The organism is Bradyrhizobium elkanii WSM2783 (assembly GCF_000472865.1).
GTDB classification, from domain to species: domain Bacteria; phylum Pseudomonadota; class Alphaproteobacteria; order Rhizobiales; family Xanthobacteraceae; genus Bradyrhizobium; species Bradyrhizobium elkanii_A.
The window spans coordinates 64017-89348 of sequence record NZ_AXAP01000020.1; the positions used below are offsets into that span (position 1 = coordinate 64017).

At 64.1% G+C, this 25332-nt stretch carries 23 protein-coding genes; 16 read left to right on the forward strand and 7 right to left on the reverse strand.

Going from position 1 to position 25332, the window contains the following annotated elements:
• The first annotated feature begins 65 nt into the window (after positions 1 to 65).
• A complete protein-coding gene (locus YY7_RS0119135) occupies positions 66 to 1040 on the forward strand; it encodes an IclR family transcriptional regulator (protein ID WP_028164619.1) in 975 nt (324 codons plus the stop codon).
• Positions 970 to 2529 carry an acyl-CoA carboxylase subunit beta gene (locus YY7_RS0119140; protein WP_028164620.1) on the forward strand — a complete coding sequence of 520 codons (1560 nt, stop codon included), beginning with the start codon at positions 970 to 972 and terminating at the stop codon, positions 2527 to 2529. Before YY7_RS0119135 ends, YY7_RS0119140 begins: the two co-directional genes overlap by 71 nt.
• A 154-nt stretch (positions 2530 to 2683) precedes the next feature.
• Here the strand turns inward: YY7_RS0119140 and YY7_RS0119145 are convergent, their stop codons facing one another.
• Complete coding sequence (locus YY7_RS0119145) at positions 2684 to 3856, reverse strand: patatin-like phospholipase family protein (RefSeq protein WP_028164621.1); 1173 nt, start codon at positions 3854 to 3856, stop codon at positions 2684 to 2686.
• 165 nt (positions 3857 to 4021) lie between these two features.
• On the opposite strand from YY7_RS0119145, the gene YY7_RS0119150 reads away from it, so the two are divergent.
• The 3 genes from YY7_RS0119150 to YY7_RS0119160 all read left to right on the forward strand — a co-directional run bounded on the left by YY7_RS0119150 (position 4022) and on the right by YY7_RS0119160 (position 7313).
• Positions 4022 to 4801, forward strand: a complete 780-nt coding sequence (locus YY7_RS0119150) for an acetoacetate decarboxylase (protein ID WP_028164622.1) — start codon at positions 4022 to 4024, stop codon at positions 4799 to 4801.
• A 132-nt stretch (positions 4802 to 4933) separates the two neighbouring features.
• Entirely contained in the window at positions 4934 to 5953 is a 1020-nt protein-coding gene (locus YY7_RS0119155; protein ID WP_028164623.1) for a transporter, read from the forward strand.
• A 19-nt stretch (positions 5954 to 5972) separates the two neighbouring features.
• Positions 5973 to 7313 carry a carbohydrate porin gene (locus YY7_RS0119160; protein ID WP_028164624.1) on the forward strand — a complete coding sequence of 447 codons (1341 nt, stop codon included), beginning with the start codon at positions 5973 to 5975 and terminating at the stop codon, positions 7311 to 7313.
• A gap of 132 nt (positions 7314 to 7445) precedes the next feature.
• Here the strand turns inward: YY7_RS0119160 and YY7_RS0119165 are convergent, their stop codons facing one another.
• The 3 genes from YY7_RS0119165 to YY7_RS0119175 all read right to left on the reverse strand — a co-directional run bounded on the left by YY7_RS0119165 (position 7446) and on the right by YY7_RS0119175 (position 11026).
• A complete protein-coding gene (locus tag YY7_RS0119165) occupies positions 7446 to 8738 on the reverse strand; it encodes an MFS transporter (protein ID WP_028164625.1) in 1293 nt (430 codons plus the stop codon).
• Positions 8739 to 8850: 112 nt separating this feature from the next.
• Positions 8851 to 10047, reverse strand: a complete 1197-nt coding sequence (locus YY7_RS0119170) for an acetyl-CoA C-acyltransferase (RefSeq protein WP_028164626.1) — start codon at positions 10045 to 10047, stop codon at positions 8851 to 8853.
• 208 nt (positions 10048 to 10255) lie between these two features.
• A complete protein-coding gene (locus YY7_RS0119175; RefSeq protein WP_028164627.1) occupies positions 10256 to 11026 on the reverse strand; it encodes an enoyl-CoA hydratase in 771 nt (256 codons plus the stop codon).
• Positions 11027 to 11172: 146 nt separating this feature from the next.
• On the opposite strand from YY7_RS0119175, the gene YY7_RS0119180 reads away from it, so the two are divergent.
• A complete protein-coding gene (locus YY7_RS0119180; RefSeq protein WP_028164628.1) occupies positions 11173 to 11709 on the forward strand; it encodes a PaaI family thioesterase in 537 nt (178 codons plus the stop codon).
• 60 nt (positions 11710 to 11769) lie between these two features.
• Entirely contained in the window at positions 11770 to 12390 is a 621-nt protein-coding gene (locus YY7_RS52200) for a TetR/AcrR family transcriptional regulator (protein ID WP_035690458.1), read from the forward strand.
• A 115-nt stretch (positions 12391 to 12505) separates the two neighbouring features.
• On the opposite strand, the gene YY7_RS52205 is transcribed toward YY7_RS52200, so the two are convergent.
• A complete protein-coding gene (locus YY7_RS52205) occupies positions 12506 to 13468 on the reverse strand; it encodes a LysR family transcriptional regulator (RefSeq protein ID WP_051396802.1) in 963 nt (320 codons plus the stop codon).
• Positions 13469 to 13668: 200 nt separating this feature from the next.
• Here YY7_RS52205 and YY7_RS0119195 point away from each other — a divergent pair, with 200 nt between their 5' ends.
• From YY7_RS0119195 to YY7_RS61940, 9 genes are all read left to right on the forward strand, one after another.
• Positions 13669 to 15165, forward strand: a complete 1497-nt coding sequence (locus YY7_RS0119195; protein WP_028164629.1) for a CoA-acylating methylmalonate-semialdehyde dehydrogenase — start codon at positions 13669 to 13671, stop codon at positions 15163 to 15165.
• Between the two features lie 20 nt (positions 15166 to 15185).
• Positions 15186 to 16331 (forward strand): isobutyryl-CoA dehydrogenase, encoded by a 1146-nt coding sequence (locus tag YY7_RS0119200; protein WP_028164630.1) that lies wholly within the window; start codon positions 15186 to 15188, stop codon positions 16329 to 16331.
• Positions 16328 to 17398 (forward strand): enoyl-CoA hydratase/isomerase family protein, encoded by a 1071-nt coding sequence (locus YY7_RS0119205; protein ID WP_028164631.1) that lies wholly within the window; start codon positions 16328 to 16330, stop codon positions 17396 to 17398. Before YY7_RS0119200 ends, YY7_RS0119205 begins: the two co-directional genes overlap by 4 nt.
• Before the next feature lie 32 nt (positions 17399 to 17430).
• Entirely contained in the window at positions 17431 to 18318 is an 888-nt protein-coding gene (gene mmsB / locus YY7_RS0119210; protein WP_028164632.1) for a 3-hydroxyisobutyrate dehydrogenase, read from the forward strand.
• 51 nt (positions 18319 to 18369) lie between these two features.
• The gene (locus YY7_RS0119215) at positions 18370 to 20103 is read left to right on the forward strand and encodes an AMP-binding protein (protein ID WP_028164633.1); all 1734 of its coding nucleotides are present in this window, start codon (positions 18370 to 18372) and stop codon (positions 20101 to 20103) included.
• A 4-nt stretch (positions 20104 to 20107) separates the two neighbouring features.
• Positions 20108 to 20584, forward strand: coding sequence for a MaoC family dehydratase (locus YY7_RS0119220; RefSeq protein WP_028164634.1), 477 nt, complete (start codon positions 20108 to 20110; stop codon positions 20582 to 20584).
• A gap of 259 nt (positions 20585 to 20843) precedes the next feature.
• Positions 20844 to 21761 (forward strand): SDR family NAD(P)-dependent oxidoreductase, encoded by a 918-nt coding sequence (locus tag YY7_RS0119225; RefSeq protein WP_028164635.1) that lies wholly within the window; start codon positions 20844 to 20846, stop codon positions 21759 to 21761.
• A 152-nt stretch (positions 21762 to 21913) separates the two neighbouring features.
• Entirely contained in the window at positions 21914 to 23143 is a 1230-nt protein-coding gene (locus tag YY7_RS0119230) for a TIGR03862 family flavoprotein (RefSeq protein WP_028164636.1), read from the forward strand.
• A gap of 292 nt (positions 23144 to 23435) precedes the next feature.
• Positions 23436 to 23582, forward strand: coding sequence for a hypothetical protein (locus YY7_RS61940; protein ID WP_196237294.1), 147 nt, complete (start codon positions 23436 to 23438; stop codon positions 23580 to 23582).
• A gap of 120 nt (positions 23583 to 23702) precedes the next feature.
• Here YY7_RS61940 and YY7_RS0119240 read toward each other — a convergent pair whose 3' ends face one another.
• Both YY7_RS0119240 and YY7_RS0119245 read right to left on the reverse strand, forming a co-directional pair.
• Complete coding sequence (locus YY7_RS0119240) at positions 23703 to 24095, reverse strand: hypothetical protein (protein ID WP_035690459.1); 393 nt, start codon at positions 24093 to 24095, stop codon at positions 23703 to 23705.
• Positions 24096 to 24252: 157 nt separating this feature from the next.
• Complete coding sequence (locus tag YY7_RS0119245) at positions 24253 to 25332, reverse strand: D-TA family PLP-dependent enzyme (RefSeq protein ID WP_028164638.1); 1080 nt, start codon at positions 25330 to 25332, stop codon at positions 24253 to 24255.

Here is a 25332-nt window from a genome sequence, read left to right on the forward strand (position 1 = left end):
TGCCTGAGGTAGCTTGTTCTGCAAGTGGAATTTTATTCCGTACGGCGGAATGGAGCCTATAACAAATGGGAAGACGCTCAGAGCGGCTTAGCCGCCAAGGAATGCTCGCCAGCGATCTCGCAGGCGAGGGCGACGTGATCCAGGTCGTGTCGCGCGCGTTTGATGTCCTCAGATGTTTCGAAGGACACGAAGCGCGGCTCGGTAATCTTGAAATATCAAATCGTTGCGGCCTGCCGCGATCGACGGTGTCGCGGCTCACGCACACGCTGACGCGGATGGGCCAGCTCGTCTATCTGCCGCGGGACCAGAAATATCGGATAGGTCCTAGCGCGGTGGCGATGAGCACCGCGATGATGAAGGGCCTGCAGCTCCGCAACCTGATCCGTCAGCGTCTGCAGGACGTCGCCGAGCAATTGCCCGGCACCGTCGGCTTCGTCATCCCCGATCGGTTCCAGCTCGTCTATCTCGAATACGCGCGCTCGGCGAACGCTCTCGGCCTGCACGAGGTCACCGGCAGCCGGATCTCGATGGCGACCACCGCTGCGGGCCACGCCTATACGGCCGCGCTCGAGCCCGAGGTCGGCGATGCCCTGATCGCGGAGATGGAGCGCGAGATTCCCGAAGGCGCGAAGCTGCTCAAGCCGCGCATCGAGGGCAATCGTCGCCTGTTGCGCGAGCACGGCTATGTCGTCGCCTGCGGCCTCTGGAGTCCGCACATCAACGGCGTCGCGGTGCCGCTATGGTCGCCGCAATACCAGACCTATGTCGTGACGACGATCGGCCTGTTGTCGGCGATGTATGACGAGAAGCGGCTGCACAAGGAGGTCGGGCCGCAAATGGTGCAGCTCGGCGCCGCGCTCGCCAGCCTGCTCGAAGGCGCCGACGCCAGCATCTTCAATAACCGGCTTGAGCGAAAACCTGTTCCGGCAGCCGTGAACCATAACAAGATCATAAAAGCGGAGGAAAGGAATGAACTGGAAGCCGGAACTCGACGAACTCGCCCGGCGCGAAGCGTTCGCGCGGGAGATGGGAGGCGTTGAGAAGGTCAAACGACAGCGCGATCAAGGCCGGCTCACCGTTCGCGAGCGCATCGACAAGATCGTCGATCAGAAATCCTTTCACGAGATCGGCGCCATATCCGGCATCGCCGAATATGACGAGAACAACGAGCTCAAGCAGCTGACGCCCGCGAACTGCGTGTTCGGCCGCGCCAGGGTGGACGGCCGTCCGGTGGTCGTGGTCGGCGACGATTTCACCGTGCGCGGCGGCTCGGCCGATGCGTCGATCTCCGCCAAGCCGCTGATGGCGGAGGAGATGGCGCATGATTTCAGGTTGCCGATCATCCGCATGATCGAAGGCTCCGGCGGCGGCGGCTCGGTCAAGACCATCGAGACGCGCGGCGCGGCCAACCTGCCCGGCGGCGTCGGCGGCACGCGCTGGTACTGGTACACGACCGCGAACCTCGCGCGCGTGCCGGTCGTCGGTCTCGGGCTCGGCTCGGTCGCAGGCCTTGGCGCGGCGCGACTTGCGGCCACGCATTATTCGGTGATGACGAAGAACTCGGCGATGTTCGTTGCGGGCCCGCCGGTGGTGAAGCGGCTCGGGCAGGATCTGACCAAGCAGGAGCTCGGCGGCGCCGACATCCAGACCCGCGCCGGCGCGATCGATCAGGCAGTCGAGACCGAGGAGGAGGCGTTCGAGTGCGCGCGGCGCTTCCTCTCCTATCTGCCGCAATCGGTGTTCGAACTGCCGCCGACCATTCCCTGCACCGACGATCCTGAACGATCAGAGGAAACGCTGACGAAAGCCGTGCCGCGCAATCGCCGGCAGGTCTACAAGATGCGCCCGATCATCGACGCTGTCGTCGACAAGGGCTCGTTCTTCGAGGTGAGCGCCAATTTCGGCAAGCCGATCATTGTCGGCCTGGCGCGGCTCGAGGGCAGGGCGGTGCTGCTGCTGGCGAGCGATCCCTTCCACTATGGCGGCTCGTGGACCGCGGAAGCCTGCCAGAAGGTGGTGCGCTGGGTCGATTTCGCCGAGACCTTCCATCTGCCGGTGGTCTACCTGATGGACTGCCCCGGCTTCATGATCGGGCTGGAGGCAGAGAAGAGCGCGACCATCCGCCATGGCGTGCGCGCGATGGCGGCGGTCAACCAGAGCACCGTGCCCTGGTGCACGATCATCGTGCGCAACGCCTTCGGCGTCGCCGGCGTGGTGCACCAGCCGGCGAACCGCTTCTCGATGCGCTACGCCTGGCCGTCGGCCTATTGGGGCTCGCTGCCGCTGGAGGGCGGCATCGAGGCCGCCTACCGGGCCGACATCGAGGCCGCGCCCGATCCGGCGGCGAAGCTGAAGGAGATCGAGGACCGCCTGAACAAGCTGCGCTCGCCATTCCGTTCGGCCGAAAAGTTCTGGGTCGAGGAGGTGATCGACCCCCGCAGGACGCGCTCGCTGCTCTGCGAATTCGCGCGTTTGGCTGAGCCGATCCGGACCGCGGGGCCGCCAGGCAACATGTCGACAAGGCCGTAGTTGCTGCCTGACCCTCATGGTGAGGAGCCGGCGTGGCGGCGTCTCGAACCATGAGGCCCCGATCTCACCCGCGGCCCATCCTTCGAGACGCCTGCTTACGCAGGCTCCTCGGGATGAGTGGGGAGTGCGTGGCGCCTGCGTCCTTTCGGCAGTCCTACACCTCGCTCTCGCGGTGCACGTCGTGGACCACGATGCCCATGCCGGCGTCGGGCATCTTGATCCAGTCGCGCCGCATCAGCGTACGCTTGGTGTCCTCATGCCCGCTCATCCAGTGCTCGCGCATCGAGGTGCCCGAGAATTCGTGATCCTTGGCGTGGCCTTCATAGGCCTTCTGCTGATAGATCAGTTGCAGGATCGCGATGCTCGGCAGGGCGCTGTTGGAATCGCGGAGCTGGCGCTCTTCCTCCGATAGCTGCTCGTTCGGAATCTTCGATAGCGCCTTGTAGAGGCGGGCGCGGAGATTGTGGGTCTTGCGATACATATCGGTGTTGTAGCGCGTGCGCGAGGAATACATGATGTCCTTGTGGCGGGCCATTACGTCGTGGATGTCGCGGGGCAGCACGCCGCGGGCCGAGAACAGGTCGACCTGGAACACCAGTGAATTCAGGCTGTCGACCTGGTCGAGCAGATGCTGCAGCGGCGTGTTGGAGACGATGCCGCCATCCCAGAAATGGTCGGTGCCCACCTTCACCATCGGCAGCGCCGGGGGCAACGCGCCGCTCGCCATGATGTGCTCGGGAATGATCTCGTCATGCGCGTTGTCGAAATAGATGAAATTGCCGGACAGCACGTTCACCGCGCCGACGGCAAAGCGCATCCTCTTGGAGTTGATGCGCTCGAAATCGACCAGCTCGAGCAGCGACTCGCGCAATGGCGCCGTGTCGTAATAGCTCGTCGCGGTCCTGGCGCCGGCCGGGCTGAGCCATGGATTGGTGGTGTGGGGCGCGAAGAAGCCGGGCTGGCCCAGCACCGTCGTCATGAACGAGGAGGTGAAGTTGCGCGCCTTGCGGAAGATGTCGCCGTCCGGCGTGTAGTGCCAGATCTTGCGGCTGGTGATGCGGTCCCAGAATGTGTGCAGTCGCTCAAGCCGCCGCTCCGGCGGATTGCCGGCGATGATTGCCGAGTTGATCGCGCCGATCGAGACGCCGCAGATCCAGTCCGGCTCGATACCTGCTTCGTGCAGCGCCTGATAGACGCCGGCCTGGTAGGCGCCGAGCGCACCGCCGCCTTGCAGCACCAGCGCGACACGGTCGCAGCGCTCCGGCCGCCAGCCGCGATGGGAGGTTGCAGTTTCTTGTTCGTCGAAACGTGGGCTACGCGCATCCATGTCCTTGCACTCCCTGCGCGCCAACGATTCCGTGTGCCCGTGACGCGCTGATGACAGCCGCCAAGGGGGACATTCGGGTCACGCGGCTGAAGGAAATCCCTCATATCAATGTCAATGTCCGTCGCTAGCGTTCGGGCCATTAATTGCAAAACAGGGGGATTTGCGATGCGCAGGGAAGAACTATTGCGGCTTCCGTCAATGCCAGCCGCGGGCCCGAGCTATCCCGCAGGACCCTACCGCTTCGTCAATCGCGAATTCCTGGTCATTACCTACGAGACCGATCCCGCGCTGATCCGTGCCGGGCTGCCTGAGCCGCTCGAGCCGATTGATCAGCCGATCGTGCACTACGAATGGATCAAGATGCCTGATAGTTCCGGCTTCGGCAGCTATACCGAGTCCGGTCTGGTGATCCCGGCGCGCTTGCACGGCGAAGAGGTCAATTTTGTTTCGCAGATGTACCTCGACGATGATCCGCCGATTGCGGCGGGCCGGGAGATCTGGGGCTTTCCGAAGAAATACGCCCATCCCAAGCTCGAGATCGTCAAGGACACGCTGACCGGCACGCTCGAATACGCCGGCCAGCTCGTCGCCATGGGCACCATGGGCTACAAGCATGAGAGCATGGCGGGCAATGGCGACATCACCCGCGCGACGCTGTCGAAGACGCAAGTTAATCTGAAGATGATCCCGGGAGTCGATGGCCGTCTCGAAGTCTGCCAGCTCGTCGCGATCAACCTGACCGACATCAACGTCAAGGGCTCATGGATCGGTCCCGGCCGGCTGCATCTGGTGCCGCACGTCAATGCGCCGGTTGCGGATTTTCCGGTGCGGCGGGTGGTCGGCGCGCATCATTTCCTCGCCGATCTGACGCTGCCGTTCGGCCGCGTCGTGCACGATTACAACAAGGAAGCCGAGCTGGCCGCAACGGGTCTCGCGGCGGAGTAGGCTGCGACATCAAACTGTAACAGAAGCGTAATTCAATCGTCGCGTGCCGGCGTGTGGGGAAGGCGCCCCGCACTGATATGTGCTGGCTTGCGCAGGGGTTGACGATGTCTCGCGTTGAGCTTCGGGCTGGTCATGTCGGCTGAACCAGCGAAAATTATCAGCGTGCCGGCGGACGCTACTCCGGTGATCCCTGGCCTGGTGTGGGCGTTCCGTCTGCATGGCGACGGCACCGCTGAATCCTTGCCCATCGATGCGCCGATCGAGTTCAGCCATGATGGCAGGCTCTGGCTGCATTTCAATCTGGCGGATGGTCGCAGCCGGCAATGGCTTGGCGGCCTGCAGTTTCCGATGCTGGCGCGCGATCTCTTGCTCTCGCATGACAATTTCCAGCAGCTCCACATCATCGACAACTGCGTCTATGGCGTGTTCTCCGATCTCGTGCGCGAGATCGATTCCCCAACGGAGGAAACCGGCTTCCTTCGCTTCGCGATGACCGAGCGTCTCCTGATCAGCGGCCGCCATCAGGCGCTGTGCGCGGTGGATGCCACGCGCCGCGTGCTCGAAGGCGGCCATCGTGTCGCGACGGTGGCGGCGCTGCTTGAGAAGATCATCGACGAGGTCGCCGACACTATGGACCGGATGGCCGACAAGATCGCCACCGAGATCGACGGCATCGAGGAACGGGTGCTGTCCGGCGAGACCAAGTCGGAGATGCGGGCCGGGCTCGGCCGGTTGCGGCGAACCTGTCTGCGGCTGCATCGTCAGCTTGCCGGCTTGCGTGTCCTGTTCCACCGGCTCGAGCAGAAGAGCCCCGAAAATCTCAGCCCGGCGCTAAGGCTGCATGCCGCAAAGCTCGCACAGCGGCTCGACGGTCTCGACCACGATATCACCGAGCTGCGCGAACGCAGCCGGCTGCTGGAGGAAGAGCTTCGCTTCAAGCTGGAGGAGGAGAGCAACCGGCATCTGCACGCGCTCTCTGTCGTGACCATGATGCTGCTGCCGCCGACGCTGGTCACCGGCATCTTCGGCATGAACACCAAGGGACTGCCGCTCACCGACGTCGACAGCGGCTTCCTGTGGGCCGCGGTGCTGTTGATCGCCGCCTCAGGCCTTGCCTATCTAATCATGCGTCGCCTGGGCATCGTCAAATAACTGGCTGCGGTATCATTGCATGTACCGAGTGCTCATCCGCGCGGTCACGGTATTCGCGGCGATCACTGCCCTTGCTCTCGCAGCCGCCCGCGCGGCAGATCAGCCCGACGGCGGCGACAAGGACCTGCGCGACAGGCTGGCCGATGCCGGCTACCAGTTCAGCCTGACCTATATCGGCGAGGGGCTCGCCAACGTCTCGGGCGGCATGCGTACCGGTGCGATCTATACCGGGCGTCTCGACCTCGGCACCACCATCGACCTTGAAAAGGTGATGGGCTGGACCGGCGCCACCTTCCACGCCAACGTGTTCCAGATCCATGGCGACGGCCTGTCGCGCAGCTATATCGGCAATCTGATGCTGGTCTCCGGCGTCGAGGCCTTGTCCTCGACGCGGCTCTATGAGCTCTGGATCGAGCAGCAACTGCTTGGCGGCAAGCTCGCCGTCCGCGTTGGCCAACAGGCCTCCGACATTGAGTTCATCGACAGCCAGTACGACGACATCTTCATCAACTCCGCGCTGGGCTGGCCCGGCATCACAGGGATCAACCTGCCGGGGGGCGGGCCGTCGCCCCCGCTCGCGGTTCCTGGCATCCGCATCAAGGCGGCGCTCTCAGACCGGATCACCGCCTATCTCGCACTGTTCGACGGCAGTGCGGCAGCGCCGGATGCGGACGACGCGCAGATCGCCAATGCCAACGGCCTTCTGTTCCGCGTCAACGATCCGCCGTGGTGGATCGGACAGCTCAAATACAAGTTCGAGATCGGCGAGAGCCGGCTGCCGGCGACGATCAGCGGCGGTGGCTGGTATCACATGATGTCGTTTCCCGATCAGCGCTTTTCGGGTGACGGCCTGTCGCTCGCCGATCCGAATAGCTCGGGCAATCCGGCGTGGTGGCGCCGAAACCAGGGATTGTTCATGGTCTACGAGCAGCAATTGGCGCGCGCCGCACCCGGTTCGGACAAGGGCGTCGCATTCTTCATGCGGGCCTCGGTGAGCCCGTCCGATCGCAACCTGGTCAACGCCTATGTCGACGGAGGCTTCCTGTTCACCGGCTTCAGCGACGCCCATCCGAACGACAGGTTCGGCGTCGCTGCAACCTATGCCAGGATCTCCGACCGCGCCCGCGCCCTCGATCGCGACATCCAGTTCTTCACCGGAACGCCATACCCGATCCGCGACTACGAGGCGATCTTCGAGGTCACCTATCAGCATGAGGTCAGGCCCGGCTTCTATCTGCAGCCGGTGCTTCAATATATTGCGCATCCGGGCGGCGGCGCGGTCGATCCCTACGATCCCACGCAGACGCATCGCATCAAGGATGGTGTAATGGTCGGTGTACGTACGACCATCACGTATTAGCTGCGTGATGAGTGACGACGTTACTCTGGAGGCGCGCCGCGACTTGTAGGGTGGGCAAAGCCCAGCGTGCCCACCGCCCACAGTCGGTGCAAGGAAAGGTGGGCACGCTGCGCTTTGCCCACCCTACGGGATCTAAGCGGCTGCCGCGACCGCTTTCAGCGCCGGCCGCCTGATCGCCAGCGCGATCGATGCAGCAATGAGGCAGAGCGCGCCGGCAATGAAGAAGGCGGGCAGGTAGCTTGCGTAGACCGTCCGCGACAGGCCGGCACCGAAAGCGGCGGCACCGGCGCCGAGCTGATGTCCGGCAAAGATCCAGCCGAATACGAGATTGGCGCGCTCAACACCGAAGTTCTGCGCGGTCAGGCGCACGGTGGGCGGCACGGTAGCGATCCAGTCGAGCCCGTAGAACATCGCAAACAGCGACAGGCCGTAGAACGAGAAGTCGGTGAACGGCAGAAATATCAGCGACAGCCCGCGCAGGCCGTAATACCAGAACAGAAGCCAGCGGTTGTCATAGCGGTCCGACAGCCAGCCCGAGACGATGGTGCCGAAGAAATCGAAAATGCCCATCGCGGCGAGCAGGCTTGCAGCCTGTACCTGCGGAATGCCGAAATCGAGACACATCGGGATCAAGTGCACCTGGACCAGGCCATTGGTGGAGGCGCCGCAGATGAAAAAGGTCGCGAACAGGATCCAGAATACCGGCGACTTCGACGCGTCGCGCAGCGTGCCGAGCGCGACCGCCATGATCGGCGTGTTGCTCGGCGGCGGCGCGGGGATTGGCTCCTTGCCGGTGTCGCCGAACGGGCGCAGCCCGACGTCGCTTGGCCGGTCGCGCATAACGAGCAGCACCAGAAAGGCGGACAGGCCGAGCACGACGCATACCAGCGACAGTGCGATCCGCCAGCCGTAGCGCTCAGTAAGCGTTGCGAGCAGCGGCAGAAAGACGAGTTGGCCGGTTGCGACACTCGCGGTCATGATGCCGATGACGAGGCCGCGCTGCGCGACGAACCAGCGCGCAGCGATCGTCGCGCCCAGCACCAGCGCCGTCATGCCGGTGCCGATTCCGATCACGACTCCCCACAGCAGCACCAACTGCCAGACCTGTGTCATCGCGAGCGAGGCAAGCAGGCCGGAAACCACGATGAGTTGGGCCACCAAGGTCACATTGCGCAAGCCGTAGCGATTCATCAGCGCCGCGGCAAAGGGCGCCATCAGACCGAACAGGATGAAACGGATCGAGAGCGCGGAGGAGATCTCCGCTGTGCTCCATCCGAACTCCTGCTGCAGCGGCACGATGAAGACGCCGGGCGCGCCGACGGTGCCGGCGGCAATTAGGGCGGCGAGGAAGGTGACGCCCACCATCACCCAGCCGTAATGGACACTGCGGCGGCCAAGGGCGGCCGCCAGCCAGTTCGAGATCATGCAGCCTCGGAAAATTCTAACTGGAAGGTTAGCTCGTCAGACAGATACTGCCGCGAGGGAGGCATGACGTAAATGCCATACTTCCCTCGTTTCAGGACATTAGGGGCGAAGGCTAATGCGCGACCCGCTCGACCGCGATCGCGGTGGCTTCGCCGCCGCCGATGCAGAGCGCGGCGACACCGCGCTTCAGGTTCTGCGCTTCCAGCGCATGCAGCAGCGTCACGATCAGCCGCGCGCCGGTGGCGCCGATCGGGTGACCCAGCGCGCAGGCGCCGCCATTGATGTTGAGTTTTTCGCGCGGGATTCCGAGGTCGCGCTGCGCCGCCATCGCCACCACCGCGAAGGCCTCATTGATCTCGAACAGGTCGACGTCGCCGACGCTCCAGCCGACCTTGTCGAGCAGTTTGCGGATCGCCGGGATCGGCGCCGTGGTGAACCATTGCGGCTCCTGGCTGTGGGTGGCATGGCCCTTGATCTCGGCCAGTACCGGCAGGCCGTCGCGATCGGCCAGCGAGCGCTTGGCCAGGATCAGCGCCGCGGCGCCGTCGGCATTGGCGGAGGAGGCGGCCGGCGTGATGGTGCCGTTGGCGCGGAATGCCGGCTTCAATCCGGGGATCTTGGCGGGATCCACTTTGAGCGGATGCTCGTCATTGGCGATCACGCGCGGGCCTGCCTTCTCCGTGATCGTGATCGACGCGATCTCGGCCTTGAACGCGCCGCCCTCGACCGCGTTGCGCGCCCGCGTGAGCGTCTCCATCGCGTAAGTGTCCTGGTCCTTGCGTGTGAACTGATAGGCCTCCGCCGTCGCCTCGCCGAAATCGCCCATCGAGCGTCCGGTCTCGTAGGCGTCCTCAAGTCCGTCCATCATCATGTGGTCGATGATGCGGTCATGGCCGGCGCGATAGCCGCCGCGCGCCTTGGCAAGCAGATACGGCGCGTTGCTCATGCTCTCCATGCCGCCGGACACCACGATCTCGGCCGAGCCGGCCTTGATGATGTCGTGCCCGAGCATGGTCGCCTTCATGCCGGAGCCGCAGACCTTGTTGACCGTGGTCGCCCCGGTTGCGTCCGGCAGTTTGGCGCCGCGCGCGGCCTGGCGGGCCGGCGCCTGGCCCTGGCCGGCCGGCAGCACATTGCCCATGAACACTTCATCGACGCGTTCAGGCGCGAGCTTTGCCCGCTCCAGCGCCGCACCGATCACATGGGAACCGAGCTTGTGCGCGCTGAACGGCGACAATTCGCCCATGAAACGGCCGAGCGGCGTACGGGCGGCGGAAAGGATAACGACGGGATCGGAGGCATTGGCCATGGCGGGCTCCCTGGAGGATTCTTGGTCACATGATGATAATCATATGATGCGCCGCAAAAATTGCAACGCCCGCCGGCATGAGAAATTGTCGTGCTTCATCCCTACCGCTGGCATCATCCGCGAAGGCGGATGATCCAGTAACCACAGAACGTCGTTTGGCGGGTACTGGATGCCCCGCCTTCGCGGGGCATGACGGCGCGCTTTGCGGCTACCGCTTTCGCCCCAAAAACCCCTGCATCAGTCGCTGCGGTTCGCCGGTCAAAAACGATTTCCCGAACACGCTGACGCTCAAATTGACCGATTCCGTCAGCGGCAGTTCTTCCCATTGCCGCAGCAAATCCTTCTGGATGCGCAGCGCTTCGGGGCCGCATTCGAGCAGCGCCGCCACGGTGCGTTCGACCTCGGCGTCAAGCTCGCCTTGTTTCGCGACCTTGTCGACGACGCCCCAGGCGAGCGCGGTGGGTGCGTCGATGTTCTCGGCGGTCATCACTAGCCAGCGCGCGCGGCTCCAGCCGATCAGGCGCGGCAGCAGCGCCGCATGGATCACCGAGGGGATGCCGACGCGCACCTCGGGCATGCCGAATTTGGCGTCATGCGCCGCGATCCGGAAATCGCAGGCTGCGGCCACTTCCAGCCCGCCGCCGAGACACCAGCCCGGCATTCGCGCGATGACCGGCGCCGGGAATCGGCGCACGGCCTCGCAGAGGTCGCGCAGTCGCGTAATGAAGATTTCCGCCGACTTCTGCTCGAGCTCGGCCATCTCCTTGATATCGGCGCCGCCGATCATGCTCTTCTCGCTCTGGCCGGCCAGGATCACCGCGCGAATATCGCGGTCATCGGCAAGCTTCTCGAACCCTTCGCGGACGCCATCGATAACGGCCGAACTCAGGATGTTCAGTGAGCCGGCGTTGCAGACGGTGAGGCGGACCACGCCGCGGGAATCGCGGTCGACGCCGCAATGGGGGTTGAGCATTTCCATGGGATCATCTCGGGGCAGGGGAACATCCGGCCACTTCCCGGACAATGGCGGCGCTTGTCAAGCCGTCGCGCAACCGGTGTTGCGACGCAGCAGTGCGTGCAATAGAATGATGATTATCATTTAATGTCACTTGAAAGGAGTTGCCCATGACCTTCGCCGATACTGTCGATCTGCTCTCGCCAACATCCCGCCGCGAGCGGGTGGTGCATTGGCAGGCGCCTGGGCCGATCGCGAAGGTCGCTGCCGCGATGACGGGGATGGAAGCGATGTGCGGGATCCGCGACGGCATCCTGCCGCCGCCGCCGTTCGCCAAACTGATCGGTTTCCGGATGGCTGTCGTCGAGCCCAGCCGGATCGTGATGGAACTCGATCCCGAGGAGAGCCTCGAGAACACCATCGGGCTCCTGCACGGCGCGACCGCTGCGGCATTGCTCGATACCGCCATGGGTTGCGCGATCTCGACCATGCTCCCCGCCGGCCAGACCTCGGTCACGCTCGACCTGAAGCTCACTTATCTGCGACCGCTGTCGGTGCGTTCAGGCACGATCCGGGCAGAGGGCAAGGTGATCAAGCTCGGCCGCCAAAACAGCTACACCGAAGGTTTCGTCCGCGACGGCGCCGGCAATCTTGCAGTGCACTCTACCGCGACCTTCGCCATGATCGGTGGCGCGAATTTGAAATAGCTGCAGCTTTCTTTACATCTTGATGCTATTATATGACTGGAAACATCCAATGAGACTCTCATGCGTTATTCGAAAGAACACAAAGCGGAGACCCACGAGCGGATCGTGAAGCAGGCCTCGGTCAGGCTGCGCGAACGCGGCGCTCATGGCATCGGCGTCGCCGACCTGATGAAGGAGGTCGGACTGACCCATGGCGGCTTCTACGCCCATTTCGATTCCCGCGAAGCGCTGGTGATCGAGGCGTTCAACTATGCGATGGATCGCGGCAACGAGCGTTGGCGCAAGATCGTTGAGGAGACGCCGCCGGAGAAGCGGCTGGCAACCATCGTCGATTCCTATCTCACGACGACGCACCGCGACGATCCCGGCCGCGGCTGCGCGGTTCCTTCGCTCGGCGCCGAGATCGCCCGCGAAAGCCCGAAGACCCGCAAGGCCTTCGCCGCCAAGCTGGAACGCATGATCGACATGATAGCCGACCAGATTGTGGACGTGCCGCCAAAGACCGCGCGCAAGCAGGCGATGGCGACGCTCGCGACCATGATGGGAACCGTCGTGATGGCCCGCATCGCCGGCAATGGCGAGTTCTCCGACGAGATCCTCGCTTCGGGCCGCGAAGCCGTGTTGTCTCGTGCGTCGTCGTCGAAGCCGGCGGTGAAGAAGCCCCGCGCCAAGGCGCATTGAAGCTTCCGCTGCGCCAACCTGGGTCGTCCCGGGCTTGACCCGGGACCCATAACCACAGGACTTGATCAGGCGCGAGGCTATAACTGCTTGCTCGCACCACAACACGTCCCTTTGGTTATGGGTCCCGGCTTTCGCCGGGACGACACCGTGTTGTCATGGCGGGCGCCTCGCTTCCGTTAAACAACGCCCGCTCGTCCTCGACCGTCTCGTAGATGTAATCCGCCACCGCGCGGATGCGGGCGAGGTCCTTGCTGTCGGCATGCATCAGAAGCCAGAAGGTGCGTGATATCCGCACTTCCTCCGGCAGCACCGGTGACAATTCCGGATGCGCTGTCGCCATGAAATGCGGCAGCACGGCGATGCCGTAGCCGGCGATGGTCGCGTTGAGCTGCGCGATCAGATTGGCGCTGCGGAATTTGGCGGAAATCTTCGGCGAGACCTGCGGCAGGTAGTCGAGCTCGGGCGTGAACAAGAGTTCCTCGATGTAGCCGACGAAGCGATGCTGTTGCAGGTCAGCGCGCGAAGCGATGTCCGGCGCGCGCTCGAGATAGGCGGGCGCAGCGTAGAGGCCGAGGCTGTAGTCGAGCAGCTTGCGCCCGACGATGCGGCCTTCCTTCGGCATCGTCAGGCTGATCGCGATGTCAGCCTCGCGCTTCGACAGGCTGAACAATCGCGCCGTCGCCACCAGTTGCAGATCGACATCGGGATACCGGTCGGTGAACTTCACCAGGCGCGAGGCCAGGAAGTGGCTGCCAAAACCGTCGGGCGCGCCGATCCGCACCGTCCCTGTCAAATGCGCGCGCGAGCCGCCGACCGCCTCCTGGTTGGCGACGATGGTCGATTCCATCGCCTCCGCGCTGTCGGCGACGCGTTGGCCGGCTTCGGTCAGGAGGTAGCCGGTCTTGCGGCGGTCGAACAACTTCGCCGAAAGGTGATGCTCCAGCCGGTCGACACGGCGGATCACCGTGGCATGATCCACGCCGAGTTGTTTTGCCGCAGCCGACACCGATCCGCCGCGCACGATGGCGAGCACGAAGCGAAAATCATCCCAGTCGATCGCGCCGCCTTGATCCAGCATTTCCGCACATCTATGGTGCAATTTATCGGACTTGAATCCCATAAAATGCGGGTCAATAGGGTTTGTAAAGCGATCTAGAGCGTTTTCGAGCGAAGCATGCCCTCGGACTTGATCCGAGGGTGGATACCGGTTCGCGTGAAGAAAGCGTGTCGAAACTAAAGGTGCGGATCAGGCGTTCGGCCGGGACCAGGGAGGTTTTCATGCGTTCAATCGGACATTTCATCGGTGGCAAGGAGGTCAAGGGCACCTCGGGCCGGACGGCCGACGTCTTCGAGCCGATGACCGGCGATGTGCAGGCCAAGGTGGCGCTGGCCTCGAAGGCTGAGCTGCGCGCCGCGGTCGAGAATGCCAAGGCCGCGCAGCCCGAATGGGCGGCGACCAACCCGCAGCGGCGCGCCCGCGTGATGATGAAGTTCCTGGAACTGGTGCAGCGCGACTATGACAAGCTCGCCGAGCTCTTGGCGCGCGAGCACGGCAAGACCGTTCCCGATGCCAAGGGCGACATCCAGCGCGGCCTGGAAGTGGTCGAGTTCGCCTGCGGCATCCCGCATCTGATGAAGGGCGAATACACCGAAGGTGCCGGCCCGGGCATCGACATCTATTCGCTGCGCCAGCCGCTCGGCGTCGTTGCCGGCATCACGCCGTTCAATTTCCCGGCGATGATCCCGATGTGGAAGTTCGCGCCCGCGATCGCCTGCGGCAACGCGTTCATCCTGAAACCTTCGGAGCGCGATCCCGGCGTGCCGATGCGGCTTGCGGAACTGATGATCGAAGCCGGCCTGCCGCCGGGCATCCTCAATGTCGTCAACGGCGACAAGGAAGCGGTCGACGCCATCCTCGACGATCCCGACATCAAGGCGATCGGCTTCGTCGGCTCCTCGCCGATCGCGCAATATATCTACGAGCGCGCGGCGGCGACCGGCAAGCGTTGCCAGTGCTTCGGCGGCGCCAAGAACCACGCCATCGTGATGCCCGACGCCGACATGGACCAGGCGGTCGACGCGCTGATCGGCGCCGGCTACGGCTCGGCCGGCGAGCGCTGCATGGCCGTCTCGGTCGCCGTTCCCGTCGGCAAGACCACCGCCGACCGTCTGATGGAAAAACTGATTCCGCGCGTGGAATCCTTAAAGATCGGCACCTCGATCGATCCGTCCGCCGATTACGGTCCGCTAGTGACGCGCGAGGCGGTCGAGAAGGTCAAGGGCTATATCGACATCGGCATCAAGGAAGGCGCCACGCTCGCCGTCGACGGCCGCGGCTTCAAGATGCAGGGCTATGAGAACGGCTTCTATCTCGGCGGCTCGCTGTTCGACAACGTCACCAAGGACATGCGGATCTACAAGGAAGAGATCTTCGGCCCCGTGCTGTCGGTGGTGCGCGCGCATGACTACAACGAAGCGCTGGCGCTGCCGTCCGATCATGACTACGGCAACGGCGTCGCCATCTTCACCCGCGACGGCGATGCGGCGCGCGATTTCGCCGCCAAGGTGAATGTCGGCATGGTCGGCATCAACGTGCCGATCCCGGTGCCGATCGCCTATTACACCTTCGGCGGCTGGAAGAAATCCGGCTTCGGCGACCTCAACCAGCACGGCCCGGATTCGATCCGCTTCTACACCAAGACCAAGACGGTCACCTCGCGCTGGCCGTCGGGCGTCAAGGAAGGCGCGGAGTTCTCGATCCCGACGATGAAATGACCTCGCGCGAGGCGGGCGTTATGCAGTTCGCTCTGAACGAGGACCAGATCGCCGTCAGAGACATGGCGCGGGCGTTTGCGGCGGAGAAGATCGCGCCGCACGCGCTGCGCTGGGACGAGGAGAAGCATTTTCCGGTCGACGTGATGCGCGAAGCGGCGGCGCTCGGCATGGGCGGCATCTACATCAAGGACGATGTCGGCGGCTCCGCGATGACGCGGTTCGATGCGGCGCTGATCTTCGAGGCGCTCGCGACCGGCTGTCCGACGACGTCGGCCTTCATCTCCATCCACAACATGGCGTCGTGGATGATCGATGCCTTCGGCAACGATACCCAGCGCCAGAAATGGCTGCCAAAGCTCTGCACGATGGAGCTCTTGGCAAGCTATTGCCTGACTGAGCCGGGCTCCGGCTCGGATGCCGCGGCGCTGCGCACCCGCGCGGTGCGCGACGGCGACCATTACGTGCTGAACGGCCAGAAGCAGTTCATCTCGGGCGCCGGCGGCGGCGATCTCTATGTCGTGATGGTCCGGACCGGCGGCGACGGTCCCGGCGGGATCTCGACATTGGTCATCCCCGCCGACACGCCGGGCCTCTCGCTCGGCGCCAACGAACGCAAGATGGGCTGGAATGCGCAGCCGACCCGCGCGGTGATCTTCGAGAATGCGCGCGTGCCGGTCGAGAACCGTTTGGGCGAAGAAGGCATCGGCTTCAAGATCGCGATGGCCGGCCTCGACGGCGGCCGGCTCAACATCGCGGCCTGCTCGCTCGGCGGCGCGCAGAGCGCACTCGACAAGGCGCTCGCCTACATGAAGGACCGCAAGGCGTTCGGAAAGCGGCTCGATGAATTCCAGGCGCTGCAGTTCCGCGTCGCCGACATGGCGACCGAACTCGAAGCCGCGCGCACGTTCCTCTGGCGCGCCGCCGCGGCGCTCGACCGCAAAGATCCCGAGGCGACCAAGCTGTGCGCGATGGCAAAACGCTTCGGCACCGATGTCGGCTTCGAAGTCGCGAACCAGGCGCTGCAGCTGCACGGCGGCTACGGCTATCTCAGCGAATACGGCGTCGAGAAGATCGTGCGCGATTTGCGCGTGCACCAGATTCTTGAAGGAACCAACGAGATCATGCGGCTGATCGTGGCGCGCAAGATGATCGAGGGAGCGCGATGACGGCTGCCGTGCAGGATGAAGGCGACCTGATCGTTCGCCGCGAAGGGGCGGCGGGCGTGATCCGGCTCAACCGTCCCAAGGCGATCAACGCGATGACGCTGGAGATGTCCGAGGGCATCGACGCGGCGCTGGACCGGTTCGAGTCCGATCCTGCTGTTGCCGTGGTGCTGCTGGAAGGCGCCGGCGACCGCGGGCTCTGCGCCGGCGGCGACATCCGCGGGCTCTATGAGAGCTCCAGGGCGGGAGGCGACCTCGGCAAGCGGTTCTGGCGCCAGGAATACGTCATGAACGCGCGGATCGCGAAATATCCGAAGCCGTACGTGGCGTTCATGGATGGATTGGTGATGGGCGGCGGCGTCGGCCTGTCCGGCCACGCTTCGCACCGTGTCGTCACCGAGCGCACCAAACTGGCGATGCCCGAAGTCGGTCTCGGCTTTTTTCCTGATGTCGGCGGCACCTGGCTGTTGTCGCGTTCACCGGGCGAACTTGGCAGCTATTTTGGCCTGACCGGGCAAATCATGAACGGGCCCGACGCGATCTATGCGAAATTTGCCGACGCAGAGGTGCCGTCGTCGAAATTGCCTGAATTGCGCGAGGCGCTGACGAAAGTCCGCGCCGGCGTGACGCACGCCGAGATCAGGAAGCTGATCGACGGCTTTGCGACCGGCGAGACCTCAGGTCCTGCTGCGGCGATGCAGCCCAGGATCGATGCCTGGTTCGCGCATGATCGCATGGAAGACATCATCGCATCGCTGCAGCGCGACGGCTCGGAATTCGCGCTGTCGACCTTGAAGGTGCTGAACGAGAAATCGCCGCGTGGCATGGTGGTGACGCTGAAGCTGTTGCGGCTGGCGCGGACATCGTCCTCGCTCGAGGAATGCCTGGTGCGGGAATATCGTGCCGCGCTCGCCGTGTTCGCCAGCGACGATTTCCGCGAGGGCGTTCGCGCCGCAGTGATCGACAAGGACCGCAATCCGAAATGGTCACCGGCAAGAGTCGAGGACGTGACACCGGAAATGCTGGCGCCATACTTCGCCGAGGTCGGCGCCGACGAGCTGACATTTTAAACAATAGAAGACAGGACGGGGAGGACATCCAGATGGCAACGATTGCATTCATCGGTCTCGGCAACATGGGTGGCCCGATGGCCGCTAACCTGGTGAAGGCCGGCCACAAGGTGGTGGCCTTCGACCTGGTGGCCGCGTCGCGCAATCAGGCTCAGAGCGATGGCGCCGCGATTGCTGAAAGCAGCGTCGCCGCGGTGAAGGGCGCTGACATCGTCATCACCATGCTGCCGGCCGGCAAGCATGTGCTGTCGGTGTGGAACGAGATCCTGCCCGCGGTGACCAAGGGTGCGCTTATCATCGACAGCTCGACCATCGATGTCGAAAGCGCGCGAGAGGCGCATGCGCTTGCGGCCAAGCACGGCGTTTTGTCGGTGGATGCGCCGGTCTCCGGCGGCACCGGCGGCGCCAAGGGAGCGACGCTCACCTTCATGTGCGGCGGCGAGGACAGGGCGTTCGCGGCGGCCAAGCCCGTGCTGGAGAACATGGGCAAGAAGATCGTGCATTGCGGCGGCGCCGGTGCAGGGCAGGCGGCCAAGATCTGCAACAACATGATCCTCGGCATTTCCATGATCGGCGTCGGCGAAGCCTTCGTGCTCGCGGAGAAGCTCGGGCTCTCGCATCAGGCGCTGTTCGACGTCGCCTCGACTTCGTCGGGCCAGTGCTGGGCGATCACGAGCTATTGCCCGGTGCCGGGCCCGGTTCCGACCTCACCGGCCAACAACGGCTACAAGCCCGGCTTCGCCGCGAACCTGATGGTGAAGGATCTGACGCTGGCGCAGGACGCCGCCAACACCGCCGGCGCGGTGACGCCGCTCGGCAAGCATGCGCAGGAGATCTATCAGGCGTTCGATGCAGCCGGTCACGGCGGGGTCGACTTTTCCGGAATTATCCAGCACGTTAGAGCACTCGCCGGAAAATAATGGTCGCTGGTTTCCCTTAGCGGCCGGATAAGGCGCGGAGGGAATGACCTGATGACCACCTTTCAGGAAGCGCGCGCGTTTCTGCTTCAGCACCGCACGGATTACGAGACGGCGGTAAAGGGTTTTCGCTGGCCCGATCCGGTGCCCTTCAACTGGGCGCTGGACTGGTTCGATGCCGAGCTCGCGCAAAACCCTGACAGCCGCGACCGCGCGGCGCTGTGGATCGTCGATGGTGGCAGCGACCGCGAGACGAAGCTGTCGTTCGCCACGCTGTCGCGCCGCTCCAATCAGCTCGCGAATTTCCTGCGCGCGCAAGGCTTGAGGCGCGGCGATCATCTGCTGCTTCTGCTCGGCAATGTCGTGCCACTCTGGGAGACCATGCTGGCCGCGATGAAGCTCGGCGTCGTCGTGATTCCTGCAACCACGCTGCTGACCGCAGACGAATTGCGCGACCGGCTCGACCGCGGCAAGGCGAGGGCGGTGGTCGCAACGCAGGATCAGGTTGCGAAGTTCTCCGGCCTCGGCAGCGATAAACTCGTGCGCATCGTGGTCGGAGCGACGTCGCAGCACGACGGCTGGCTGCCGTTCGAGCAGGCCGCGGATGCATCGGAAACCTTCACGCCCGATGGGCCGACCAAGGCCGACGACCCGATGCTGCTCTATTTCACGTCGGGAACCACGGCGAAGCCGAAGCTGGTGCGGCACAGCCAGCGCAGCTATCCGGTCGGTCATCTCTCGACCATGTACTGGATCGGCCTGCAGCCGGGCGACGTGCATCTCAACATCTCCTCGCCCGGCTGGGCCAAGCACGCCTGGAGCTGCTTTTTCGCGCCTTGGAATGCTGGCGCCACCGTGTTCGTGGTCAACCAGCCGCGCTTTGACGCCAAGTCGCTGCTTTCAACGATCGGCCGCTGCGGCGTCACCACGCTGTGCGCGCCGCCGACGGTGTGGCGCCTGTTCATCCAGGAGAAGCTGTCGACCTTCAAGGTGTCGCTCCGCGAGGTCTGCGGCGCCGGCGAGCCGCTCAACCCGGAAGTGATCGATCAGGTGCAGGCGGCATGGGGCCTGACCATTCGCGACGGCTATGGCCAGACCGAGACCACTGCGCTGGCCGGCAACTCGCCGGGCCAGAAGGTCAAGATCGGCTCGATGGGCCGGCCGCTGCCCGGCTATCGCGTCGCGATTACCGATCTCGACGGCAATCCGACCCGGGAGGGCGAGGTCACGCTGGTACTCGGTGCCGACAGGCCCGCTGGTCTGATGCAGGGCTATCAGGGCGATGACGGCAAGCTCTCCGGGGCCGACGGCGCGATCTATCGCAGCGGCGGCGTCGTGTTCAGCGATGAGGACGGGTATTTGACCTTCGTCGGCCGCACCGACGACGTGTTCAAATCATCCGATTACCGCATCAGCCCGTTCGAACTGGAAAGCATCTTGCTTGAGCATGAGGCGGTCGCGGAAGCTGCTGTCGTGCCGAGCCCCGATCCGATCCGGCTCGCAATTCCGAAGGCCTATGTGCTGCTGGTCTCGGGCGTCGAGCGCACGCCGGAAACGGCGTTGTCGATCTTCGGGCATCTGCACACCCGTCTCGCGCCGTTCAAGCGCATCCGCAAGATCGAGCTCGTCACCGAGCTGCCCAAGACCATCTCCGGAAAGATCCGCCGGGTGCAGTTGCGTCGGCTCGAACATGAGGATAATCGCGAGGACAGTTTGCGCGGCGTTGAGTTCCGCGAGGAAGAATTCCCGGAGCTGCAGAAGGTCCGCGCGACTGGATCGGAGAATTAGAAAAATGAACGAAGTCTGGAAGAAGCCGCCCGTGTCGCTGGAGACGTACCAGGGCATGGTCGGCAAGGAGATCGGCGTGTCGGCCTGGCACCTGATCGATCAGCAGCGGATCGATACCTATGCCGACGTGATCGAGGATCACCAGTTCATCCATGTCGACCCTGAGCGCGCGAAGGACACCCCGTTCGGCACCACGATCGCCCACGGTTTCCTGACGATGTCGCTGCTCAGTATCATGTCCTACCAGGTGATGCCCGTCATCGAGGGCACCACGATGGGCGTCAATTACGGCTTCGACAAGCTGCGCTTCATCTCGCCGGTGCGCTCCGGCAAGCGCGTCCGCGGACGCTTCGTGCTCGCCGAGGCCAAGCTGCGCAAGCCGACCGAGCTGGCGTCGCGCACGAACGTTACGGTCGAGATCGAAGGCGAGGAAAAGCCGGCGCTGGTCGCCGACTGGCTCGGCCTGATCTACTTCGCCTGAGCCGCTCCTTTCAGCGTCATGGCCGGGCTTGACCCGGCCATCCATCGCTGCTCAAAAGCTGTCAAATCGGCGCGCTGGTACCCTCTCCCCTTGTGGGAGAGGGTGCCTCGCGGAGCGAGGCGGGTGAGGGGTCTCTCTCCGCGAGCGCATCTGTGGAGAGAACCCCTCATCCGGCGCGCGATGCGCGCCACCTTCTCCCACAAGGGGAGAAGGGAAGAAAAGGCCTTCGATTGACCACATCACATTGGGAATTCTACGCATGACAATCAGGTTTGACGGACGCGTCGCCATCGTCACCGGCGCGGGCAATGGTCTCGGACGGGCGCACGCGCTGGGGCTCGCGAGCCGTGGTGCCAAGGTGGTGGTCAATGATTTCGGCGGCGCGCGCGACGGTACCGGCGCCTCGCTGTCGCCGGCTGAAGCTGTGGTCGAGGAGATACGGAAAGCGGGCGGCACCGCGATCGCCGACGGCGCCGACGTCTCGAACTTCGAGCAGGTCACGGCGATGGTCGAGCGCGCGACCAAGGAGTGGGGCAGCGTCGATCTGCTTTGCGCCAATGCCGGCATCCTGCGCGACAAGTCGTTCGGCAAGCTCGAAGTCGCCGATTTCCAGAAGGTGTTGGATGTCCATCTCGTCGGCAGCTTCTACTGCTGCAAGGCGGTATGGGCCGGCATGCGCGACCGCAATTACGGCCGCATCGTGCTGACGACCTCGTCCTCAGGCCTTTACGGCAATTTCGGTCAGGCCAATTACGGTGCGGCGAAGGCCGGCATGGTCGGGCTGATGAACGTGCTCGCCGAAGAAGGCCGCAAGAACAACATCCGCGTCAACACCATCTCGCCGACGGCCGCGACCCGCATGACCGAGGAATTGCTGCCGCCGCAGGCGCTCGCGCTGATGAAACCGGAAGCGATTACGCCGGCGGTGGAATATATGCTGAGCGAGGACGCGCCGACCCGCACCATCATGGGCGCCGGCGCCGGCTCGTTTGCGGTGATCAAGATCCTGGAGACCGAGGGCATCAACCTGCCGCCCTCCGAATGGACCCCCGACGCCATCGCCGCGCATTTCGCTGAGATCAGCGACATGTCGAAAGCCAGGGCGTTGCAGGGCGCGTTCGAGCAGACGCAGAAATATGTCGCCCAGGCGGCGGCAAGAGCAGGGATCAAGCTGTAACGCGACGTCGCGTCGCCGCACTCAACCGTCATGGCCGAGCTTGACCCGGCCATCCACGTCGTGAGGGCTGCGCAAGTTCTTCGTGGATGCCCGGGTCAAGCCCGGGCATGACGGCCGTTTTGCGGTACGAGAATCCTGCCTAAACTCAAGCCATGCCTTCCGCTCCACACCAAGTTGCCGTCATCGGCGCCGGCCCCGCCGGCCTGATGGCGGCTGAAGTGCTGGCGCAGGCCGGCGCGCTGGTCACGATCTACGACGCGATGCCATCGGCTGGCCGCAAATTCCTGATGGCCGGCCGCGGCGGCCTCAATCTCACCCACAGCGAGCCGCTGCCAAAATTCCTCGCGCGCTATCGCGAGGCGATGCCGCATCTTGAGGCCGCCATCGAAGCGTTCCCACCGCAAGCGTTGCGCGACTGGAGTGAGGCGCTGGGCCAGCCGACCTTTGTCGGCTCCAGCGGCCGTGTCTTCCCGAAAGCGTTCAAGGCCTCGCCGCTGCTGCGCGCCTGGCTGCGCCGGCTAGACGGCGCAGGTGTGCGGCTGTTGCTGCGGCATCGCTGGAGCGGGTGGGACAATGACGGCCGCCTGCTGTTTCAAACGCCGGAAGGAACGCGCGCCGCTGAAGCCCGCGCCACCATCCTGGCGCTCGGCGGCGCGAGCTGGCCGCGGCTCGGGTCTGATGGCGCATGGGTGGATGTGCTGACGGCGAAAGGCGTAAGAGTCTCGCCGTTACGTCCAGCCAATTCCGGCTTCACCGTCGCCTGGTCGGATATCTTCCGCGACCGCTTCGAGGGCCAGCCGCTCAAGAGCGTCGCGTTAAGCTTCGGCGAGCAGCAGGTACGGGGAGAAGCCATCATCACCCGCACCGGCATCGAGGGAGGCGCCATCTACGCGCTATCGGCCGATCTGCGCGAGGCGATCCTCCGTGATGGCGAGGCAACGCTCCATATCGCCTTGAGGCCCGATCTCTCAATCGATGAACTCGCCGCAAAGCTATCAGCGCCGAAAGGCAAGCAATCGTTCTCGAACTTCCTGCGCAAAGCCTTGAACCTTGCGCCCATCGCCATCGGCCTGCTGCAGGAAGCAGCAAAAACCTCGGGGCTTTCTCTGCCGTCGCAGCCTGCCGCCGATCTCGCCCGCCTCGTCAACGCCGTACCGTTGCGTCTCACCGGCATCGCGCCGATCGGCCGCGCCATCTCCACCGCCGGCGGCATCGCCTTCGACGAGCTCGACGACAACTTCATGCTCCGCCGCTTGCCCGGCATCTTCGTCGCCGGCGAGATGCTCGACTGGGAAGCGCCCACCGGCGGCTATCTCTTGCAGGCGTCGTTTGCGACGGGCGCCGCCGCGGGGAAGGGCGCGTTGAACTGGCTCGATGCGTAGGATGGCTAGAGCACAGCGAAACCCATCATCTTAGTCCCGATGAGGAGTTGATGGGTTTTGCTGCACTCAGCCGAAGGCGCTGCACGACGTCCAGATTTTTTGCACTGCGCGGCACGGTTTGCACTGCCATCAGTTCGACGGCTGTGCTCTCCTTGGCTGCGCGACCTCTCGCTGGCCACTCAGCCCCCAGCCCCGGTCGGCGGAGAGGAAGCGCGCCCCGGCGTTGATCCCCACGATCGCGCCGGGGCACGATCGCGTTGGTCGCCTTGCGAGTTGAGCTGGAGTGGCAGCCATGGTGCAGAACCTCGTAGCCGGACTGGTCGTGGTGGCTTTGATTATCATGGGCGTGCTTGCCTACGCCCAGAAACATGAAGGATGCTTGCACGGGCACTCGCTCCAAACCTTCAAGCCCTGCGGATCAGTCAGTGTTGAAATGTAGCGCTGGCTGCGACGCTACGAATGCTTGTCTATTGGCACGAGCTATTTTGCTCAATTGTGAGAGAGAAAACGAGCGCCCGCATTGTAGGCGCGCGCTCGAATATCTCGTCAGGACTTATGCCTAAATCCCATTCGGTGTACAGGCCATCAGCAGCTTGGCCGATTCGAGAAGCTGATGTTGGCTTGAGCCTCTGATTACCCGGCTTAGGTTCGGCAGCACAAAGACGATTTCGTCATCGTCTTGCATGGTATAGTGATTATCGTGCTCTTCTTCGGTGATAATGACGGCACGCCTCAGTGCCATGCCGGTTTCTCGATTAACCAGTTCTGTAGCCTCATCCACGGCCTGTTGCGTCGGAATGCCGGGGGAGTCCCGATCCAATATGTGTCGACGGTCGTTCCACACCTCAACGATCACTCTGGGAAGGTCGGTGTCGGGGTAGGAAAGGGTTGGCTGCGTGATGTCTCTATTTTCCACACCCTGAGTTGTCAGCACTCTCCTGATGATGGCCACGGTCAATTCCTCCCTAATGAAAATGCATTTTGCAGTAGGGCGCTACTCAGTCGTGGCAACTTATGCCTGCAAGCTAGCGTTGTACATGCGCTAGATTAGCGCGTGAATTAGACAGCGCTTCTGTCATATGGGTGCTGCAGTCGACCGCCATGTCCAGCTATCGCAGCTTCCCCCGCGCCGCGACCGGCAGCGTGCCGATGATCTCCTCGCCGCGCACCATCACCACCTCGTCCATTATGTTGACGACGACGCAGACGTGATTGGGTACGATGCGGACGACGTCGCCGACATTGGGACGCGTGTTGCTGCGGGAGAGATCGAGGAAGCCGTGCTCCTCGGCGAACTTCGCGATCTTGGCCTCGGGATGTTCGAGGATCAGCCCGTGGCCTTCGAGTCCGCCGGTGTCGGTGGTCAGCGTCTTCGAGCCGGCATCGAGGATGCCGCGCTCGGGGGCGGCGCGGCTCACCACCGTCGAATAGATGTGCAGCGCGCAGTCGTCCCAGGTGGCGACGCCGGCGGCGACCTGCATGCGGTCGTTGTAGATATAGGTGCCGAAGCGATGTTCGGTCGCGCCCTTCAGCTTGCCGAGATTTTTCAGGTTCGGTGTGCCGCCGGTGGATACGATGGTCGCGTCAAGCCCGTGGGCGCGCACGCCGGCCAGCGCCTCGTCGAAGAAATTCTGCGCGTCCGCCCAGCCGGTCTCGGTCGGATACAGCATGAAGCCGGCAAACTGTAGCCCCTTGCCGCCGGCGATCTCGCGCGCCAATGCGACGGCTTCTGCCGGAGTCTCGACGCCGGCGCGCTTGCGCCCCGTATCGCATTCGACCACGACCGACAGGGTGCGGCCGGACGCAGCCGCCGCTTTCGGCAGATCGGCGACGATAACCGAATTGTCCGCCGCCACGGTGACGTTTGCTTTCCCCTGCAGCGCGCCCAGCCGCGCCATCTTCTCGTCGCCCAGCAAATTGTAGCTGATCAGGATATCGGCGATCCCAGCATCCGCCATGATCTCGGCCTCGCCGAGCTTCTGGCAGGTGATGCCCTTGGCACCGGCCGCGATCTGCATCTGCGCCAGCATCGGGTTCTTGTGGGTCTTGATATGCGGACGATGCGCCACGCCGGCCGCATCGCACGCCGCCTGGATCCGCGCGATGTTGCGTTCGACGCGGTCCATGTCGATGACGGCGCAAGGCGTGCCATAGTCGCGGGCGATTTTTGCGGCGAGGGGATTGGTCAT

Coding starts and splice junctions, on each gene's coding strand:
- YY7_RS0119245 (WP_028164638.1), bottom strand. CDS start 25,332: ATGACCAATCCCCTCGCCGCAAAAATCGCCCGCGACTATGGCACGCCT.
- YY7_RS52200 (WP_035690458.1), top strand. CDS start 11,770: ATGCGTTATTCGAAAGAACACAAAGCGGAGACCCACGAGCGGATCGTG.
- YY7_RS0119225 (WP_028164635.1), top strand. CDS start 20,844: ATGACAATCAGGTTTGACGGACGCGTCGCCATCGTCACCGGCGCGGGC.
- YY7_RS0119165 (WP_028164625.1), bottom strand. CDS start 8,738: ATGATCTCGAACTGGCTGGCGGCCGCCCTTGGCCGCCGCAGTGTCCAT.
- YY7_RS61940 (WP_196237294.1), top strand. CDS start 23,436: ATGGTGCAGAACCTCGTAGCCGGACTGGTCGTGGTGGCTTTGATTATC.
- YY7_RS0119200 (WP_028164630.1), top strand. CDS start 15,186: ATGCAGTTCGCTCTGAACGAGGACCAGATCGCCGTCAGAGACATGGCG.
- YY7_RS0119170 (WP_028164626.1), bottom strand. CDS start 10,047: ATGGCCAATGCCTCCGATCCCGTCGTTATCCTTTCCGCCGCCCGTACG.
- YY7_RS0119155 (WP_028164623.1), top strand. CDS start 4,934: ATGTCGGCTGAACCAGCGAAAATTATCAGCGTGCCGGCGGACGCTACT.
- YY7_RS0119180 (WP_028164628.1), top strand. CDS start 11,173: ATGACCTTCGCCGATACTGTCGATCTGCTCTCGCCAACATCCCGCCGC.
- YY7_RS0119175 (WP_028164627.1), bottom strand. CDS start 11,026: ATGGAAATGCTCAACCCCCATTGCGGCGTCGACCGCGATTCCCGCGGC.
- YY7_RS0119215 (WP_028164633.1), top strand. CDS start 18,370: ATGACCACCTTTCAGGAAGCGCGCGCGTTTCTGCTTCAGCACCGCACG.
- YY7_RS0119150 (WP_028164622.1), top strand. CDS start 4,022: ATGCGCAGGGAAGAACTATTGCGGCTTCCGTCAATGCCAGCCGCGGGC.
- YY7_RS0119195 (WP_028164629.1), top strand. CDS start 13,669: ATGCGTTCAATCGGACATTTCATCGGTGGCAAGGAGGTCAAGGGCACC.
- YY7_RS0119205 (WP_028164631.1), top strand. CDS start 16,328: ATGACGGCTGCCGTGCAGGATGAAGGCGACCTGATCGTTCGCCGCGAA.
- YY7_RS0119135 (WP_028164619.1), top strand. CDS start 66: ATGGGAAGACGCTCAGAGCGGCTTAGCCGCCAAGGAATGCTCGCCAGC.
- YY7_RS0119140 (WP_028164620.1), top strand. CDS start 970: ATGAACTGGAAGCCGGAACTCGACGAACTCGCCCGGCGCGAAGCGTTC.
- YY7_RS0119145 (WP_028164621.1), bottom strand. CDS start 3,856: ATGGATGCGCGTAGCCCACGTTTCGACGAACAAGAAACTGCAACCTCC.
- YY7_RS0119230 (WP_028164636.1), top strand. CDS start 21,914: ATGCCTTCCGCTCCACACCAAGTTGCCGTCATCGGCGCCGGCCCCGCC.
- mmsB (WP_028164632.1), top strand. CDS start 17,431: ATGGCAACGATTGCATTCATCGGTCTCGGCAACATGGGTGGCCCGATG.
- YY7_RS52205 (WP_051396802.1), bottom strand. CDS start 13,468: ATGCTGGATCAAGGCGGCGCGATCGACTGGGATGATTTTCGCTTCGTG.
- YY7_RS0119160 (WP_028164624.1), top strand. CDS start 5,973: ATGTACCGAGTGCTCATCCGCGCGGTCACGGTATTCGCGGCGATCACT.
- YY7_RS0119220 (WP_028164634.1), top strand. CDS start 20,108: ATGAACGAAGTCTGGAAGAAGCCGCCCGTGTCGCTGGAGACGTACCAG.